The following is an 18,563-nucleotide window of genomic DNA, read 5'->3' as shown; positions in this document are numbered from 1 at the left end:
AGTTTAAATATTTAATTGTCAGAGATTTAAATATACTAAATTTTACCTTTTTGTACAATATTTTTAGCCTAAATTATTAATCGAGTTCAGGTTATTAATAAATTCCAAATCTTCATTTTTTTGATACAATTTGTAATTTTTTTGAGCAATCCACCATTTTTTGTTCAATTCAAAGTTTGAGTATTTTCTTATTTGAACTTCTCCTTTATTTATGTTTTCAAAATCAACAAAATAAATACTGTCTAAAGTTTTATATTCTTGAGCAAACGTTATGTTTGATATTATAATAAAAATTGTTATTAAAATGTTTTTCATTTTCAAAATTTTGTTTCTGGGTGCGGATTTTCTAAACTTACCGCTAACTCTCAGATTGACGCAACTGTGCCGTTTTTAATTATTTACTGTCGTTTGTTATCGTTATAAAATTAAGGCGATTTTATATTTCAATGGCAAACCATTTACAATTCGCTGGGTTTGGTTTACGATTCGTTGGGAAAGTATAGGTTTTTTGAAGTTATAATGAACCTCGAAGAGGTAAAATGATTATAGAAATAGAATGTTTCAGAGAAAAAAATCCCGTAGGGATGATATTGTTACCCTTTCAAGGTTAAAAAATCGGTCGTCTATATATTTCTATAATCATTTCAACCTTTTAGGCTTTTCCTTTTTTCCAAATATATAAATCTTCCTTATTGAAAATGAAACCATTTACAATTCGCAAGGTTTCATTTACGATTCGTTGGGAAAGTATTGGTTTTTTGAAATTATAATGAACCTCGAAGAGGTAAAATGATTATAGAAATAGAATGTTTCAGGGGAAAAAATCCCGTAGGGATGGTATTGTTACTCTTTCAGGGTTAAAAAATCTGTCAACTATATATTTCTATAATCATTTCAGCCTTTCAGGCTTTTCATTTTTTTCCAAATAAAAGACTGCTTCTCGACAAATCGGTACAAGCTCGACGGATCTGGCTTGAAATTTTATTTTACTTTTTTTTCTAATTTGCATTGTAAATTTTCCTACTCTTATATTTTCCTTTTTCGATAATAAAAATGACTCTGTATGCTCCAGCACCATCAGAATTCATCAATATAATGTATAAGGTTTCAGTGTTTTTATCAAAATAGCATTCTGAATATTCGTTGTTTGTGTTAAACAGGTTTTCAATTTCTTTTTCAGGAATTTCTATTGTTTGATTGTCGATGTTTGCTGTAATTGATGTGTAATGTGTTTGCGGAAGCGTGCCGTCTGTTCCCCAAATTTCTTGGTGTTTATATTTGTCAACCGCATAAGTTGCATATTGGAAAGTTGAAAAATATTTTTTGTTTGCTTCATAGTCAAATTTTTCAGTTTTGATTTTTATTTGAATGTTTCGTAAAATAAATTCTGCTCCATTTTCATCGTGCCAAACAGACGGAATGTGTTCGTATGAGTTGATGGGTTTTAATCTTGATTTATGAATGTAACCTGTAAGAAGGTTTTCATCGTTTTCTAAATAATCTATAATGAGCCAATTACCAAGCTCATCACCATAGTTAAAAATATAAACAATTTCGCCCGATTTAATTTTGCCCACAATTTTGCTGTTTGTGTTTGCCTCTTCTCTGATATTTACATAGCCGTCTTTGTCTTCAATTTTAGCAAAATTTGAAAATGAAAAAAGGTTTTCTGATTCATTTTCGGAAACTAATTTTACATTGGACTCAGTGGTTTGAAGTTGTTTACTGGTTTCTGTTGCTTGTTGTGATGTTTGTCCACAAGATTGCACGAAGAAAATCAAAGCGAAAGCGGTTAATAATAGCAGATTTTTCATTTGGTTTTATTTTTTAGATTCCGACGGATAATCAACTCCTCCAGCTCCAGAATGTGTGCTTTTGTATGGTATAATTTCTTTTTTGGGAAGTACTTCTTTTTCTTGTTGGATGCATTTGTTGATGAGTGTATCCTTTTTCATATCATATTCGTTTTGATAATAAGTTATGGTGGCAATATAATTTAGGGTGTCGTTTTCGCAAAACGTGATGTATAATTCTGCAATTTGATATTCCCGATAATGGCTAAGTTCTTCGCTCGAAAATCCTCCTGGATCTTCTTCGTTGTCTATGAAATGTGCGGTTCCGGCTTGTCCAAATGGGTTGGTTCCCCATCCTTCAAAATAGGTATAAAAGCTCAACGAATATTGCAAATCTGTTCTTGAACCTTCTGTGTATTCGTACTTGTATTTGAATTTATCTTCGTTGCCGATGAATTCTTTATTCATTTTTTCAATCGCCATTTTTTTGATAATGCTGTTTAGCGAATCTCTGTCGTTGATTTCATTTTTAACCAAGTACAAATGCGGATATACTTTTGATTGGATGAATTCCATATTGGTAAAAAAGGCATAATCGATGATTTTTGCAAAAATCAAAATTCCCAATAAGCTCAAAGCCCAATAGGTTCTTGTTTTTGTTTTGCTTATCCAAACTATTATTTTGTAGCAAGAAAATAGAATAACAAAAAGAATTATTAGTAGAAATAAAATTAATATGATGAGTATTATTATCATTTATTTTATAAATTCGTTAAAGTCAAAACCTTCGAGATAGGCTATTTTCCAAACATTATTTTCTTTGATGGCTTTTGTTTTATACTGAAAATCATCGCCCCAAGTCCAAACAAAACTGGCTTTGTTTTCTTTAATCGCAAGTTTTTTTATAGTCAAAATTTCCCAATAATTATCTGGATTGTCCTGGCAATTGCACCACGGATTGGCATCAAAACCAAAGGAGGGAAGTTCGCCAATGTTCCAAACAATTGTTTTGTTCAACATTTTTTCATCAATCGTCAAAGCTATTTTATCGTAATTTTCGATGAACTGCTCTGAAAATAAATTGGTTTCACTAAGTTCTTTCAACCTTTTTTTGTGGCTGTCCAAATCAAGTTTGGTATAAACGCTGTCGGTTTTTTCTATTTGAATTGGGTCAAAATCTGCTTGCGAACTTTTTGTTTCATTCCATTTGTAAAGAGCTCTGGTTAGGTTTTGGAGTTCTAATGAGTCGTTTGTTGTTTTTGATGGAATTGCCAAAATGATTGTTTCAGATTCAGTCTTGTTTTCTGATTGTTTGCAGGAAAAAAGAGTAACAGTTAACAGTATGATTATTAGGTTTATATGTTTCATTTGCTTTTCATTTTTTCTTTGTGACTATAGTAAAGTTTAGAGCATCTTTCGGAAAATTCAAAATAAATATCTTCGCCAAATGTTTCCAAAGTAATTGGTTGAAACTTCATTTTGGTTTTGATTGTTGGGATTTTCACGAGTTCGCCTTTTTCATTATTTGCAAAATTGTCATAATAATTCCAGTTTCCGATGTAATCGTGTGTCAATAGATTTACGCTTGATTCGCCACTTCCGTTTCCTGTTGCGGTTCCAAATTCGTATCTGCTCATTCCTATTAATTGGATTTTTTTCAACTTTTTGTTGTATCTGAATTGATTTTTATAACCAGCTCGCATCCAATCATTAAAAAACACAAAACCATTTTTTGCATCTACAATTCCCGACATAGCATTCAAAATTTCTATCGGTTTGCTTTCAGTTTTTTTGAAATTTTGTGTAGATAATTTACAGACAATCACGGCTTTTTCAAGGTCTAAATAAACCGTGTCTTTCACGCCGTCAAAGTCGATGTCTTTTATGAGTTTTTCCTGTGCAAAGGTGAAAACATAGGCAAATAAAAGTAGGGATATCAATAGTTTTTTCATCTTTTTGATATTTTTATGGTTGTTGTTTCTATCATAATGTCATCCCATCGGGATTTTGGTTGGTAGCTTTATTTGTATCAATAAAAGCAGTTTTCTACTTCGAGTCAAAACCATAAAGTCACATATTCAAATCGGTTTTTATATCGATTTTGCTTTTTCCTCTTTTCAAATATAAAAACATTCATACCTGAAATGTGAAACCATTTACAATTCGCAAGGTTTGGTTTACGATTCGCAAGAAATTTGAAGAGAAGTTGAGAATTTTTCCCAAGTTTATCACAAAAAAAACCTCGCATAGAATCCTGAAACTTCGGGACAAACGAGGTTGTTTTTTGTAATTATATTTAAATTTATATTTTTGAAAGGATTGTGAAATGGTTACCCTTGTTGGTGGTAGTCTTGATTATTTATCATTGTAATGTCCCCAAAAAGAAAGAACAATAACCACAATTTTTTCGCCTTCAATTCTGTAAACAATTCGATGCTTATCAGATATTCTTCGCGACCAAGTTGCTACTTCGTAGTGTTTTAGTTTTTCTGGCTTTCCAGTTCCTGTTGTTGGGTGTTCTCTTAATTCATTTAAAAGTTTGTCGATTTTGAATAGAATCTTTTTGTCGCCCGATTTTTTATGTTTTTCAATGTCAGAAATTGCTTCTTCGGTTAATTCTATCGAATAACTCATAAACCCAAAAATTGTTTTTGTTGTTCACTTGTAAGCTTGTTGGTTTTTCCAGATTCAGCTTGTTTAATAGATTTATCTATTTTAGCGATGAATTCATTTTCGCTTAATAAAGTTTGCTCATCAGAAATTCCAATTTCAAAACGAACTTTCATTTCTTTCAATAAAGATTTTAGCAAAGATTTTTGCTGTTCATTTTTCGGATAAATTGTTATACTTTCCATCTTATTTCAAATTTAAGAATTATACAAATGTAATTAAATTGATTCAAAAATTGTTCGGTTTAACCTTTAAGTCATCTCTACTTCGGGTCAAAACCATAAAGCCACATATTCAAATCACTCTTAATGTCCACTTTAGTTTTTTGAGAAAGAATAAAGTACAAATCTACAATGGCTTCTCTGTCTTCTGTGTCGCCCAATTTGTCTTTTAATTTTGCCAAACCGATTAGTAATTTTGCTTTTATTTTATCTTTATTTTCGGTGTTTTTTTTGCAATAATCAATATCTGCGACAATCGTTTTAGTAATTTCCTCATACTCTTGCTGTGTAATCATTTCATCTGACAACAAAATTTTGAACCTGCCCAAAACCTGTTGCTTCATTTCTGCGTAACTTGGTTCTTTGGGTTTTGTCCATTTTTTTTCATAAATGGCAGAAAGTTCATCGTGAATTCCGAGTTTTTTTATTCTGTCAATGGCTCCATAAATGTTGAGAATTTCAAGATTGCTGTTATTGCTTTTGTTGCAGTATTTTAGCATTCCGTCTGTCAGAATTTCTTTTAGAGCGGTAGCAGAAATTGTGGTGTCGGTTTTTATTTTGGTAATCGTGGCAAGCATTTCATCATATTCTACATCTGAAATGTCTGTATGAATTTTGAATTGTTTAGTTCGGTTGACTTGAGCAATTAAATCATCTAATTTTTCGCTATCGTTTTGGTAATTTTCAAACCAGTTATTCATCACTTTGTTCAATTTCAACCCAATCTCATAATCATCCTTATCAATTGTTGGAAACTGTCGCATTGTAATTTGGCTTGTAATGATACCATAAGTGGATGAAATTTCTGAAAATAGGGGTTGATTAATTTTAATATTCTCGAAACTCTTGATGGTTTCAAAAAACATTTTTTCCAATCCTGGAAAATCAATATCCTGATGTTGTAAATAATAATCTAAATCTGCATTTAGTCTTTCTTTGATTTGTGTGAATTCACTTTGTGTGATGATTTTTTCTTCTTCCAATTTTTTTAAATCATCAGTAAGTATTGTTCTGTTGAGATTGATTACTTCTTCGGTTTGATTTTTCATATCTGTGCAGGAACTGAAAATTGTAAGTAATAGAACTGAAATTGTTTTTAAAAAATATTTTATGATTGATGGTTTCATTTCAAATTGATGTTTTTTTCTTGATTTCGGTTGTATTTCAATTTCTTATTTCAATTTTAAAAATTGGGATAAACTCCTTCAAAGTTGTTTTCAATTGTTATGGTTGTTATTTTGTCAAGCTTCCATTGTTTTTTTACTTTTATCAAATAATAACTTTCAATCACTTGTTTGTTTTCTTTCAAATCACCAATTATACAGTGATAAGCAATGTTTTTTCTATCGATTTTTTCAAAATTTATACCCAACCGTTTGGCATTTTTAAAGAAACTATTTCTTGCTTCATCATTTTTAAAGCTCACTTCTATTTCGTTATTGTGTTTATCTCTCGTGTAAATAGAGCCATAGAGATAGTCCCAAAATATAGGATTATCCATTTTTTTCTCAAATTCTTGTAGTAAATTCAAATTATTGATAGATTTTCCTTTTCCATTCGAATAGATTTCTATTTGATTAAAATATTCCATTGCTCCAGTGCCACATCCAAACTCGCCAGGTGGTTTTAAGTTTCCCAACATCATAATGGTGTCTTTCTTATTTTCATCTTTGAAAGATTTAAGGAACACGTTGAAATCATCTAATTTTTGAGCAAATGCCAAACTTGGAATAAATAAAACCATCAAAATCACCCAATTTATTTTGTCTTTCATTTTCAAATATTGTGTTTATAAAGTTTTTTTTCAAATGTAAAAACATTCATCCCTGAAATGTGAAACCATTTACAATTCGCAAGGTTTGGTTTACGATTCGTTTTTTTTATTTTGAAATAATTATACCATCTCATTCTCAACATCCTCTTGTATAATTATAAAGATTGGGTTCTCCGTTGTCGTCAATTATTTTTAGCCAGCCTTCGGTTTTGTATTCTATATTTTCTTTTTCGTTCAATTCTGTGTTGCACGGATGTTCTCTGTATTTTGTGACTTTTACTTTGCACCATTGTCCGTAGGTTTCGGTTGTGAGTTTTATTTCAAATAAATCGCCTCGAACGGAACTTATTATTTCGCCATCTGTGTTTGGTTTTTTTCGCAAACGCAATCCGGGTTCGTTGGCATAATAACCCAATACATCTTGACTTTGCCCAATCATAAAATCACGCCAACTCATTGCCTTGAAACCGTGTTTTTTAATTTCGGAAACGTTTAGCCAATGATTTTTTAAAGGATCAAGAATTTTCAGATATCCTTGAACAGAATCGGTGTAATTTAGGGCAAATAGTTCATAGCCAATTTCCCGATAATTGTTAACCTCTGCTTTTTTGTTTCCCGATACAAAATAGATTTTATACGGAACTTGATCATCTGTTTTTTTATCGCCAATTCTTTTTATTGTTCCGATAATTTTCCCTTTTGGACCATCATACACCGAAAAACCTTGTTCTGGCAAAAGGATGCAACAGTATTCTTCAGAATATTTTAAACTGTCAACCAGCGGAACAATGAGTCCTCGTTTGGTTACTGTTTTTTCGGGTTTTGTTTTAATGTCGTTTGCACAAGACGTTAAAACAAATAGCAACGAAATTAGAAATAGTGTTGTTTTTTTCATTTATTTATCAATATCAATACATTTATTCGCTCTTCGGGATTTGCCCAACTCGTAGCATCAATCTATAAATTTATTTTTCTTTTGATATTCCCAGAGTTCTTTATTTTTCTCTATGTAATGTGTTGGCGTATCAATGTAATTTGCTCTGGCTTCAAAGCCGTTATCGAGTTTTAGTTTAACGCTATCTTCCAAATTTTCAAAACGTTTTTTGATGTATTCTGCCTTTGACAATCGCTTTTCGTAATAGGTTTCATCGCCTTTCGGTTCTTTGGCTGTTAATTTTTGTTTCAGGATTAATTTTTCCAAAAAAACACCTCGCAACCAAACCGCAATATTGCCATCATTGGCTATGCCGACTAAAAAAGTGAGGCCTTTTACTCCGGTTGGATGGCTATGCAATTTTGTAGCCTGCTTGTTTTGCAAGGCGGATTCAAAAATTTGTTTAATTTCTTTTTCGGGCAAGTTCAAAGTGTCGCTGTAAAACTTTTTATCTCGATACGAAACATATTGCAAAACCAGTTTTACGGGCAATCGCTCCCTGTGATGACTTTCGGCGAAATAATATTCTTCGCCCCATTTTGAGGTAAACCTATCTACATCTTCATCTTTTATATGACCCAAATCGCCATCTGCCAAAATAAAATAAGCGTTATGAATAGCAATTGGATAACTTTCTGGTGCACAAACGCTTGAAAAATAATAATACCTATCCGAGCTTTTGTAATTGATGAATTTAATTACAATTGCGACAACCAAAATCAAAGTAATGGCAATGTATATTTTATTGATGAAATTTAGCTTCATAATTAATTTTTAAAAGCACCAGCTAAACCTGCTCCATACCACATTAAGCCAAATAATAGTAAACTGATAATCAGCGAAATTGCAAACAACCATTTTGCAATTCGATAGCCTTTGCCGTGATAGCTGAAGGCGTAAAAGCCTAATAAAACCGTTGCCACAAAAGATAAATAGCAATAATTTATTGACTCCTGATTGCTTCCGTTATCTTCTACATTTGCAAAAATCAGAAGCAAAATTAAATTGACTACAATGAGCAAAATGGACAGATTGCTGTTTTTTTGTTTGATGATTTCTGGTGTGTTTTGTTGCATTGATATTCTTTTTTGTTTATAATAATTTCATCCCTTCGGGATTTTGGTTGGTTCTCATCTTTATTTCTATAATCATTTCATCCCTTCGGGATTTTCCAAGTCCGAAGGACTGACAGGATTATAGCAAAATTTGTGCAGGTGTTACACAAAACCCTAAAAGGGTGGTATTGTTATTTGGTTAGAATTCTTTTATTTACGATTTATTTGCATTGATTTTTTATTCTATTTGATTTATAACAAAGGATTTAGCTTGTCTGTTTTTTTCAGGATCTATGGATGTTTGAGGTTTTTCGTTGTATTGAATGTAATAGAGATTGTTACTTGTTTTCAGTAAAATAGGAGCGTTTTTATGGATGCTAAAATCAATTTTAGTTTTGGCTGTTTTGTTGTTCCAATTTAGTTTATAATAACTCAAATAAACCGGATAGTCACGAACTTCAAATCCGTTGTTCCAACCACCACCAAGCTTACTTTCTGAATCTACCACTACATTGTCAAATTCAACTAAACCGTTCTCTTTATTATTTGCTATGGTTTTTTCTTCATTGTCTATAAAATCTTTAGTCCAACGTTCAAATTTTATGCCTTTAATACTGTTGATAACCACACTATCATTTTTTATTGAACTTTTATAATCATCATTAAATGTTAAAATTTGTTTGCCTACCACGATGTCATTATTTGATTTAATCCAAAAATTGAATTCAAAATCAGAATCAACCCATTTTCTTTCGATTTTAATTTTTCCATCGGATATTTTCATTAGTGTTAAGTAATATTTATAATTCAAATATGCTTCCTCTGGAAATTCATCGTCATTGTAAAATGTCAAAAAATAGAGCGACGAATCTTTAACAGCATAAACTAAATTGAAGGGATTGTGAAACGTTCTGCTAAATTTTTGCAATGGTTGTAATTCTATTGTAGCGATGTTTTTAGTGCGAAAAACATCGTTCTCAAATTTTGGAAATTCGGGAATATTTGGGAATTTGTCTTCTTCAGTTTTAATGTCGCTTCCGCAAGACGTTAAAACAAATAGCAACAAAATTAGAAATGGTGTTGTTTTTTTATTCATTTTTCAATTTCAATACAACCTTCCAGTCTTATTTGGGTCTTTGAGGTCTATCCAAAAAATGTGAATGGGTTCAGATTCGTCTTGTTTGCCGTTTTTGTTGGTGTCTGGTTTCGCAAATACATACATAAAATCGTTGTCAGAGTCATATTCTGATTTGAAAACGGAATAATTTTCGGGAACAAGTGCTTTTTGATTTTCGCCATTTATGTCGAATAAATACAGTCGTCTCAAGTCTTTGAGGTTGATGAATCCGTCTTTGTTGGTGTCGTCGTTATAAACCGAAACGATGAAATAATTTCTTTGAACGGGTTTGTAGTTCAGCGTGTCTTTGGAAAACGTTGGAAAATAAAGCGTTCTCACTAAAACGGGTTTTTTAAAGAAATTTTTTTGCTTGTTTTCTTTGATGTCGTAGTGCGAAATATTGACCATATTGTATCCATAAACTGCTGAAAGTCCCGGCATTAAATTGCTGTTCCAGTTGTTTGCTCTGTCTTTTTTTACTTCTCCATTTTCAGCATATTCTTCATATCTGTAATGAAAATCATTAGAACCCGTGAAGGTTGTCTTGTCTTTTTTGTTTACGTTTACTTTGAAAACAGTTGTGAGTCTCACGTTGGGAATGCCTGTCATTAAAACACCGCCTGGTTGCGTTTTGATTTTTAAAGAATCGGGGTTGATGCCGTTTACTTGGTCATTTTCTGAACCTTCTGATGTGGCACTTACCTGAAATCCTTTTTCGTGTTTTCCGTCTTTTTCGTCTGAACAACTTGCCATTATACAAGCTAATGTGAGCATTAAAATTGTTGGTAGATGTTTCATAATTTTTCTATTTTGTTGTGAAGGGTAATTGTTTTTGGTGTGTAAATTTGAGGCGTTTTTATAATGTCTTTGGTGTGTCTGTTTATTATCCGATAAAAATCTCGTTCTAAAATAAATTTTAATTTCAAATGGTTAGATAGCTGATTTAAAGTATAATAAAAATTAACTTCTCCTTCTTTTCCTCTCATTTCTGCGTAAGTATCTGTAATTTTGACTTTGTTTTCTTTTTCAAAAAAACTTATAAATTCTTCTCTCGTAGGTTTGTTGTCCAATTGTTGGTCTCTTGGGCAACAATCTGAACCATAGCTTTCGGTATAATAAATTTTTATTTCGTTGTTTTTCAGTTGATTATATTCTGAAAATTTCATTTCAGGAAAACCATTTCCGCCCTTAATGACCAAACTATCTTTTTGTAATTTTCCGTTTTCTCTATTAAATTCATAAACTATTGAACTTGCCATTGGTTCGGCACAATCAACACCTTTGGGTTGATTGCCAGAAACTTCTGCATAATAAGTCCAATTGGGTGTGATGACAATGATTTTAGAAAATTCGGGATAAATGGTTGGCAAAAGATTTAACGGCACTTTGGTTTGTATAAATAAAACGGGTACTTGCGTGTTTTTTGAAATTGAAACATCAAAAATATAATCTATACCATTGGTAGCTACATTGTTATCGATTATTTGAATCACGTTTTCAAAAATTGAGTCTCTTATCATTTCCGAATGGTAGGTGTTTTCGTTTTGCACTTTGTCTGTTTTTTGAGCACACGCCAAATTACTCAAAATGATGAAAAGTGTGAAGAAAATATAGAATATTGGTTTCATTTTGTTTGACATTTTATTTTTATCATCCGTTTTTTTGCGTTGTAGATTTTCATTTCCTTTCAAATATAAAAATCTTCTTTATTGAAAATGAAACCATTTACGATTCGCAAGGTTTGGTTTACGATTCGTATTAATATTAGAAATTTATTATTCTATTTTATCTTATAAATCCCCACGGTAAATAAAAACATCTATTGGCAATTGTATTTGATTAAAATGTTGATACGGTTCACATTCAAATTTTTCGTTGTCGTGTGTAATGATTTCCAGTTTATAATATTTGTATGATTCCATTTTTCGGACAAATCTTTTACTTATTCTTTGCATTTCGTTTCTTATATCTCGTGGAACTGTCCCAGTTTTGTAAACTCCAGAAAACGTCGATTTTTGAAAATCTGCCAATGATATTTCGCTGTGAATAAAACTTTGGTTAATATCATCATCTATAAAACTATCCGAAAACTCGTAGTCGTCAAGATTTCTAATTAAAAAATAATTATCGACTAAAATTGAAGTAGAAGCAATATTGTAAATGTAATAAGGTAAACGCTTAGATTTTGATGTGTGAACAGAATGGCTTGTTGTACCGCAACCCAATATTTCACTGGCAGGAAATATTTTTTTAAACAAATTCCATTTCCATTTTTTTCGTTCTATCAAAACATTATTCCGCAGTTTGAAGTTCTTTTTGTTGGGAAATGTGATTTCGGTTTTCTGGGTTTCTAGATTATGATATTCTTTTTTCCAAAGAACTATTCCTCCATATTCATTTTCAGGAAAATAGGTATAGGCAATGGTTTCCATCAATTTCCCAGTTTCTGGGTTGTAATTGTATTCGTTTTTGAGATTATCTTCAAAACGTATTTGTTTTTGATATAATTTTCCCGACTTATAATGGTAGTTATAAACGCTGTCGCCCACAGAAATATGTCGCCAAAGGCTGTCGTTTTTCATTTGTTCATATTTAGAAAACCGAATTCCGTTTGGTCGAACATAAGTTGAATCATAACTGTATTCTTTTTCAGAAACATATCTCAATTGTGATGATGCTCCATTGTAATATCTCCGATAAAAGTTTTTGTTTGTTCTGCTTTCTTCATAATTCCACAAACTGTCTTTTGGATTCAAGATGTATTTTTCCGAAGAAGAAAATACGGTTTTCCCCGTTTTTTTAGATTTTTTGATGATCTCCAACCATTCAATTTTTTGTTTTTCAGGATACGGAAAGCTGATGGTTTGTGTGATTTGCAAACTGTCTTCGTCTTTTTTTAATTGAAAAAAATTAGCTTTAACATTCGCATCGTGATAATTAAGAAAGTAGGATTCTTGCGGAAAATAAACCGCTGTCATTCTATTGTTTTTATCAAAAAGATAAGTCACGGAATCTTTCTCACCATTGGCGGTAATTTTTCTTTCAACAGAATGATAATCAATACGTTTGATAATTTTGTTGTTTTGATACAAATTCAATGTTTTGATGTTGTATTCTTGATAAGTCGCAATATTTCCCGAAAGTATTTTTACCCAATCGTTTGCATCGAGGTTCTTTTGAGCCAACATATTTTGGGTGCAAAATAGCGTTAGGAAGAAGAATATTGTTTTTTTCATCGGTTTTTTATTGGTTACTAATTTTATTTGCCACAGATGCACGAATATTTCTAAAATAAACAATTTTATTCGTTCATTTGTGGCATTTTTTATCTATCCACATCCCAATAATACCAACCGCTTCTTGGGTCGTTTTCATATTCATAAATTACAGATTGCAAATTCCCTAACGGATATTCTATGTAAAACCTGGTTTTGTCAAACGAAGTTTTTTCGGGTGTTTCTAATAGCAAGTGTGGTTTTTGGGTATCTGTGTAAAAAACAAATCGATAGTTCAATAAATTTAAAATTCGAGTTGCGGTTTCCAGAAAATCTTTGTCTGGGAAATAAAAAATTTCATCCAGTTTGTTGGCTCTATAAATGTTTATCTTGGTTGTTTTTCTGTTATATATATCATTGATAATCACATTTTTATTAATTTCTATTTGTAAATAAAGTGAATCGTTGATGTAGGTTTTTTGCAATTTCAAATTATCTTTTTCATCATAAAACAAACTATCCGAAACCACAAATTCTAAATCATCAACGGTTTGAAAACGGATTTTTTTCACCTTTTTATCATCCACATAAAACGCTTTTTCGATAAGTTCATACGGTTTTGTAGATGAAAATTGACTTGCCCAACCATTCAAATGATTATTCTTGTAAGTGTAGGTTTCACTGATTTTACCTTTGTAATAAATGGTTTCTGTACTGTCACGAACTCCGTTTTTGTAATTGGAGATTTTCCTGATAGATCCATTTTTGTTGTAATAAAACCTTTCATTTTCTCTTAAATTATTAATGTAAAAACCTTTTTCTGCCAATTTTTTATTTCTATAAATTTTAGTTTCCCCGTGTTTCAAACCATCCATAAATTGTTCTTTATTAACCTGATGCGGGTTCATTTTGATGGCAAATTTCCCCGTTAGCGGTTCTTTAGATTTTACCCAACAGGTTTTTTTATTTTCGTAATTGTAAAAAGTTTCTTCCAGATCTATTTTAACCCATTTTTTTTGTGCGAAACATAAGTTTAGTGAACCAAAAAGGAAAAGAAAGAGTAAAATGTTTTTCATCGTTTTTCTATTTTTCGTCTTTTTCAAAAAGCCCATCCAATCTTTTAAAATTCATTACAAAAGCAATCGTTGTGCAAACAAAAATGGTTGTCCAGATGCAGATTATCCGATAAAATTCAATTTCAATCATTAAAAATAAGCACAATAATGGAATCGTCAATAATGCAACAATGAAGCAAGTTCCTGCCAAATTGGATAAGATGAGATTGGCAAAACCTTCAAATCGGCTACCAATTAATCCTAAAATAATTGCCAAAATGGGCATTCCGAAAATGGCAAAATAAGGGAAAATTTCATTTTGTTCTATTTGTATTTCTATCGGTGTAAACAAAAAATAATTCACACCAACATACATCAAAACAAGATAAGGCAATAACAATTTGATGATTTGAAATGATTTTTCTTGTTTGCTGATATTGGTTTTATCGCTTATTGTAAAAGGATTTCCATCTGATTTTTGCAATTCAAATTCGTTCCATTTATTTTTTACAGCGTTTGCTAAAATGGTAATTTCGTCATCGTTTTTTAAGGTTCGTTCTGTGTGTCGGGTTTTGCTGATAACTTTTGATTTTCCGGTCAAAAATGTAAGGTTCAAGCCTTCTGGGTTTACTTTGATTTTTCCGGTTGCATCAGAAATATAAAATTCTTGGAAATTATTTTTAAGAACAGCACTTTTTGTGTATTCATTACCGGTTTCATCATCATAATCAATTTCCGCCTTTTCGTAGCTGTAGCCAATGCACTGGTCTTTAAAATAAGGCGTTTCTAGAGTGGTTGATGCGTTTATCTTTCCTTCAATTTTAACCAAACCTTCAGATAATTGATTGATGGGAATGTACTTTTTTTTGATGAGAATACGTTGTGTTTTGGTTAAAAAATAAACAACTACCGCTACGATTACAGGAAAAACAGGCACGATGAATTGGTTGAAAAAAATCAACATAAAAATGGAGCAAAACACAACCATTGCCACCAAACCTAATATGCCTGAAAAAACGCTTTTCATATTTAGTTTCCCGATTTCTGGTTTTCTTGTTGATAACGAAGTGTTAATTCTTTATCGAGAACATATCCTCCACCTTTTTTTCTTCTACCAAGTGTGTCGCCATTAATAAAATATCGTTCTGCAGGCGAACTTTTTATTCTTGGAGTTGCGAAATTGAGCCAGTTTCTTTTTCTACGAATTCTCTCAACTTTTATTTTATTGGGATTTAAAACAATAAACTTACTTGCAGGAATTGCATTTCTAAATATCTGTCTAATACTTTTTAAATCAGACACTTCGTCTCCCTCTTTAAGATGAACTTGAGCATATTGAATTGTTTTTGCATTCCAATCAATTTTATATAAAACCAGCCAGAATTTGTTTTCAAAAGTAGATGATTTATGGCTGTAGATTTTTACATCAAAATCGGTGTTTTGTGCATTGCCGAAAAAGGGTAATACTAGAAGAAAAAAGATTAATTTAAGTTGCATAATTTGTGTTTTTAATTTAAGATTAATCTTCAGATAACTCCCAATTTTTTGCTACTTCTAATAAATGTTGCATCATTTTTCTTTTATCATATTGGTCAAATTTATCGGAAGTCAGAGCATTGTAAAGAAGATAATCGGCCGAATCATAATCTAATTCTTCAACAATACTGCGAAAAGCTTTGTCGAAATTATAATAATCCTTGTATTCTGGTTTTTCTATCTTCAGAATAGCTTCCAGTTTTTGAGTGTAATACTGTTTAATATTTTCAAAATATTTTTTGCGAACCATTGGCAAAAGGTCTTCTTTTCCTTTCTGTAACTGTTGTAAAGCGTTTTTGTATTGTTGTTCGGAATATTGAATTGTATCTTTGGTTATCCCCTTTTGTTTGTAATAATCTACAAAATCATTGTCGGGCATCAATCCGTTTTCAATAAACCAATCGAGCGATTTTTGGTAGCGTTCTTTTTCATTTTTGATTTTTTCAATTTCGGCAAATGACTTTATTTGTTGTTCAAAAATTTTCAATTGTTCCCATTCTAAACTTTGCAGAAACATCACAATCTGGTATTCGTTTTTTGTTTTTTTGATGAAGAATAAATCGTGGTAGGTTTTAAATTGTTCGTGTGCTCTATAAGCAGGATGAATGCAAGCACCGTCATTTGTGATTAAATAAGAATAAAAATCTTCGCCATCTTCAAACTTTCGGAGCGATAGTTTTTTTGGTACCGAAGGCAAATTATTTTTATAAACCCAAGCATTTCCCTCGTTGATTTTATCGATATTGATGTATTGTTTTGATGTAAAATCGTTTATACGAACGGTATCAATACTATAATCGTTGATAGAAATGATCAAATCACTTTTTAAAATCGCTTTACGAAAATTTTGCGTTTGTGCAATGCCAAAAAAGGGGAGTGCCATCAGGAAAAAGAGAATTTTGGTTTTCATTTGTTTTGTGTTTTTAATGTAAAATTGTCGATCCAATGGAAATGATTTTTAACCTTTATAGTGCGGAACTCTTCGCTTTTTTGTCGATTCCAGTTTTTTGTAGAATAAGATTAACTTTTTGTAATCCGGATAAGATTTTGTGTCAATGATGATTTTTACGGATGTTCCGCAAATTCCTATATCATCGTGTCGGGAATGGTTTTCAACGGCTTTATCAATGTATAAAGTATCGTTTACAACTTCGGCATTCATCATCTCTGGCAAAGGCATATCACAACAGCCTCCTCTGAAATTTATTTTAAATGATGCTTTATTTTTACCTTCTTTTACCCATACAGATTTATTGTCGGAAGTCTGTTCATCTCGAACAATCTCAATGTCTTTGTTTTGTGCTGAAACAACGGTTGAATAGGTTAGTATAATTGTAAAGAATGCTTTTTTCATTTGAAGTTAATTTATTCAAATGTAAAAATCTTCCTTGTTGAAACACAAAACCATTTACAATTCGCAAGGTTTCGTTTACGATTCGTTGGGGAGTTGGAGAAAATTAATAAATTTTTATTCTTTTACTAATCCTTTGGCTTTGCTCCAAAGGTTTTCGCTTTTGCTTTTAATATCTCTTGTGGTTTCTTTTAAATTTTCGGCACTGGTATATTTCGATAAGTTTTCATTAAAATCTTTTAAACGTTCAATGGTTTTAAACATCTGATCCGTATGTGGCACATTTTGTTCTTTCAGTACTTTTTCCCAATCCACTTTAGATAAAACCGAAAACATATATTTTGTGGCTATTTTGCTTAAAAAGAATTTATCATAAAATCCATTTAGTACTTTTCCTGACTCTCTGTTTTTTATATATTCAACAGATTCATCTATTTGTTTTTTGTCGTCTGACGAAAGTAAGTTGCTGTTTCTGAGCTTCTTCAAAGTGTTTATTGCTTTTTCGTTTTCCTCATTTTTCAAATAAAGATAAGTTTCTATTGACCATACAATTTCATTATCTAAACCAATTTCGTTTGCATCATTTAGAAACATTTCAAAATCTTCAAGGGCTCGTTTTTCGTCAATTTCACGTTCCATCATCAACCTGTCAAAACCTCTGAATAAATGATTTAGTGAATGAAACGCTATGTGTGTTTCTTGATTGTTTAAGTTTTCCCATTTAAAGATAGCTCTTGTGTAGGGCAAATCTACATTCTTGTTGTTGTTTAACCAATTGATGTTTCTGGTTATTTCATCTTCAGACAGATAGTGTAATTTTTTTTCAAAAAACAAAAAACCTCTATAAAACTGTAACAAGGTTTTAATTTCGGAATCTGGCAGTAATTCGGGCTTTGTTTTTGAACATTCATAAAGCGACACTTCTTTGCCTAAATCTTTAGTTAACAGCACAATGGAGCTTAAAACCGCGTGTTCAATGTTTTGCACATATTCTTTTTCTTTGCCGGTAAAGTAGGCGTTTTTTCTGCTGATAGAGTCGCCATAGGCTATGTTGAAAGCATCAGATAATGTGGGGAAAAGATCTTCATCGGTTTTCATAATAAAGCCTTGCATTTTTTTATAATCATGATAAATCGAAATATACTCTAATACCGACAAACGCTCCGGATTCTCAATATCATATTTAACTACTTTGTTGAAAATTCTATCAAGGTCTGATTTAAACGATTGAAATTCAGTTGAAACCGTATCTTTCTCAACTGAAGCTCTAATGAGGATTTTACCAAATTTGTATGTTGATATTTTATCAGAATCTAAATTTTTCACTAATTCTAATTTATCTTTTTCTAACAAAGCTTCATCCGTTTGGTCTTTATCGGAGCAACTAATTGTTAAACAGAGTAGTAACGGAAATATGATTTTTAAGTTTATGTTCATTATGATAAAATGTTGGATGTCTTATTTATGCGTTTGATAACTTTTCGATATTATTTCCTTTCAAATATAAAAATCTTCTTTGTCGAAATGCGAAACCATTTACAATTCGCAAGGTTTCATTTACGATTCGTTGGAAAGTTTGGGAAAATAAGGAAAAAAGACCTGGATTTTGACATCAGCCCGCCTGATGCAAACTGCGAAGCAATCATTGAAATCCAACGAAGTGGTTTGGCGGTGCCAAATCATTAAAAAGCAGTAAAAAGGATTGAGATAAATCCTTGGCGGTAGTGATTATTGTCCATTGATATATTTTATAACCTGAACTCGATTAATAAAAGACCGCTAATTGGTTAGTTTTAATTGTTTCGTATTTTAAAGAAGGTTTTTTCGGCAGAAAATTATAAG

General features: G+C 31.4%; 22 protein-coding genes. All 22 read right to left on the bottom strand.

All coding sequences use genetic code 11. The features are described from left to right. Positions 1-63 precede the first annotated feature (63 nt). The 22 genes from J2X31_RS17865 to J2X31_RS17760 all read right to left on the bottom strand — a co-directional run bounded on the left by J2X31_RS17865 (position 64) and on the right by J2X31_RS17760 (position 18,158). On the bottom strand, positions 64-315 hold the full coding sequence (locus J2X31_RS17865; RefSeq protein WP_310028888.1) for a hypothetical protein: 252 nt from the start codon (positions 313-315) through the stop codon (positions 64-66). Positions 316-998: 683 nt separating this feature from the next. Then, complete coding sequence (locus J2X31_RS17860; RefSeq protein ID WP_310028887.1) at positions 999-1,814, bottom strand: SH3 domain-containing protein; 816 nt, start codon at positions 1,812-1,814, stop codon at positions 999-1,001. Between the two features lie 6 nt (positions 1,815-1,820). After that, entirely contained in the window at positions 1,821-2,549 is a 729-nt protein-coding gene (locus tag J2X31_RS17855) for a hypothetical protein (RefSeq protein ID WP_310028885.1), read from the bottom strand. Beyond that, positions 2,550-3,161 (bottom strand): hypothetical protein, encoded by a 612-nt coding sequence (locus tag J2X31_RS17850; RefSeq protein WP_310028883.1) that lies wholly within the window; start codon positions 3,159-3,161, stop codon positions 2,550-2,552. Next, complete coding sequence (locus J2X31_RS17845; protein ID WP_310028880.1) at positions 3,158-3,745, bottom strand: hypothetical protein; 588 nt, start codon at positions 3,743-3,745, stop codon at positions 3,158-3,160. Before J2X31_RS17845 ends, J2X31_RS17850 begins: the two co-directional genes overlap by 4 nt. Positions 3,746-4,148: 403 nt before the next feature. Continuing rightward, positions 4,149-4,427, bottom strand: coding sequence for a Txe/YoeB family addiction module toxin (locus J2X31_RS17840; protein WP_310028879.1), 279 nt, complete (start codon positions 4,425-4,427; stop codon positions 4,149-4,151). Next, positions 4,424-4,648, bottom strand: a complete 225-nt coding sequence (locus J2X31_RS17835; protein WP_310028877.1) for a DUF2683 family protein — start codon at positions 4,646-4,648, stop codon at positions 4,424-4,426. Before J2X31_RS17835 ends, J2X31_RS17840 begins: the two co-directional genes overlap by 4 nt. Positions 4,649-4,725: 77 nt before the next feature. Beyond that, positions 4,726-5,811 (bottom strand): DUF4844 domain-containing protein, encoded by a 1,086-nt coding sequence (locus J2X31_RS17830; protein WP_310028873.1) that lies wholly within the window; start codon positions 5,809-5,811, stop codon positions 4,726-4,728. Between the two features lie 56 nt (positions 5,812-5,867). Beyond that, the gene (locus J2X31_RS17825; RefSeq protein WP_310028871.1) at positions 5,868-6,458 is read right to left on the bottom strand and encodes a hypothetical protein; all 591 of its coding nucleotides are present in this window, start codon (positions 6,456-6,458) and stop codon (positions 5,868-5,870) included. Positions 6,459-6,594: 136 nt separating this feature from the next. Further along, positions 6,595-7,353, bottom strand: a complete 759-nt coding sequence (locus tag J2X31_RS17820; RefSeq protein ID WP_310028869.1) for an SH3 domain-containing protein — start codon at positions 7,351-7,353, stop codon at positions 6,595-6,597. Positions 7,354-7,410: 57 nt separating this feature from the next. Continuing rightward, the gene (locus tag J2X31_RS17815; protein ID WP_310028867.1) at positions 7,411-8,157 is read right to left on the bottom strand and encodes a DUF2931 family protein; all 747 of its coding nucleotides are present in this window, start codon (positions 8,155-8,157) and stop codon (positions 7,411-7,413) included. A 2-nt stretch (positions 8,158-8,159) separates the two neighbouring features. Then, complete coding sequence (locus tag J2X31_RS17810) at positions 8,160-8,468, bottom strand: hypothetical protein (protein ID WP_310028865.1); 309 nt, start codon at positions 8,466-8,468, stop codon at positions 8,160-8,162. Between the two features lie 217 nt (positions 8,469-8,685). Then, positions 8,686-9,543, bottom strand: a complete 858-nt coding sequence (locus J2X31_RS17805) for a hypothetical protein (RefSeq protein ID WP_310028864.1) — start codon at positions 9,541-9,543, stop codon at positions 8,686-8,688. A 9-nt stretch (positions 9,544-9,552) separates the two neighbouring features. Next, positions 9,553-10,362, bottom strand: coding sequence for a hypothetical protein (locus J2X31_RS17800; protein ID WP_310028863.1), 810 nt, complete (start codon positions 10,360-10,362; stop codon positions 9,553-9,555). After that, complete coding sequence (locus tag J2X31_RS17795) at positions 10,359-11,192, bottom strand: hypothetical protein (RefSeq protein WP_310028861.1); 834 nt, start codon at positions 11,190-11,192, stop codon at positions 10,359-10,361. Before J2X31_RS17795 ends, J2X31_RS17800 begins: the two co-directional genes overlap by 4 nt. A 162-nt stretch (positions 11,193-11,354) precedes the next feature. Continuing rightward, a complete protein-coding gene (locus J2X31_RS17790) occupies positions 11,355-12,800 on the bottom strand; it encodes a hypothetical protein (RefSeq protein WP_310028858.1) in 1,446 nt (481 codons plus the stop codon). An 89-nt stretch (positions 12,801-12,889) separates the two neighbouring features. Beyond that, positions 12,890-13,855 carry a toxin-antitoxin system YwqK family antitoxin gene (locus J2X31_RS17785; protein ID WP_310028856.1) on the bottom strand — a complete coding sequence of 322 codons (966 nt, stop codon included), beginning with the start codon at positions 13,853-13,855 and terminating at the stop codon, positions 12,890-12,892. Between the two features lie 7 nt (positions 13,856-13,862). After that, the gene (locus tag J2X31_RS17780) at positions 13,863-14,861 is read right to left on the bottom strand and encodes a hypothetical protein (protein WP_310028854.1); all 999 of its coding nucleotides are present in this window, start codon (positions 14,859-14,861) and stop codon (positions 13,863-13,865) included. A 2-nt stretch (positions 14,862-14,863) separates the two neighbouring features. Then, the gene (locus J2X31_RS17775; RefSeq protein ID WP_310028852.1) at positions 14,864-15,331 is read right to left on the bottom strand and encodes a hypothetical protein; all 468 of its coding nucleotides are present in this window, start codon (positions 15,329-15,331) and stop codon (positions 14,864-14,866) included. A 22-nt stretch (positions 15,332-15,353) separates the two neighbouring features. Beyond that, positions 15,354-16,280, bottom strand: a complete 927-nt coding sequence (locus J2X31_RS17770) for a hypothetical protein (RefSeq protein WP_310028849.1) — start codon at positions 16,278-16,280, stop codon at positions 15,354-15,356. Positions 16,281-16,328: 48 nt separating this feature from the next. Then, positions 16,329-16,724, bottom strand: coding sequence for a hypothetical protein (locus J2X31_RS17765; RefSeq protein WP_310028846.1), 396 nt, complete (start codon positions 16,722-16,724; stop codon positions 16,329-16,331). A 114-nt stretch (positions 16,725-16,838) separates the two neighbouring features. Continuing rightward, positions 16,839-18,158: a short-chain dehydrogenase gene (locus tag J2X31_RS17760; RefSeq protein ID WP_310028843.1), complete on the bottom strand. Its 1,320-nt coding sequence runs from the start codon at positions 18,156-18,158 to the stop codon at positions 16,839-16,841. Positions 18,159-18,563 lie beyond the last annotated feature (405 nt).

The sequence above is a fragment of the Flavobacterium arsenatis genome, from assembly GCF_031456785.1.
Classification (GTDB): Bacteria; Bacteroidota; Bacteroidia; order Flavobacteriales; family Flavobacteriaceae; genus Flavobacterium; species Flavobacterium arsenatis.
Note: the sequence above shows the minus strand (reverse complement) of the source record. Positions and strands in the feature narration are given on the sequence as shown.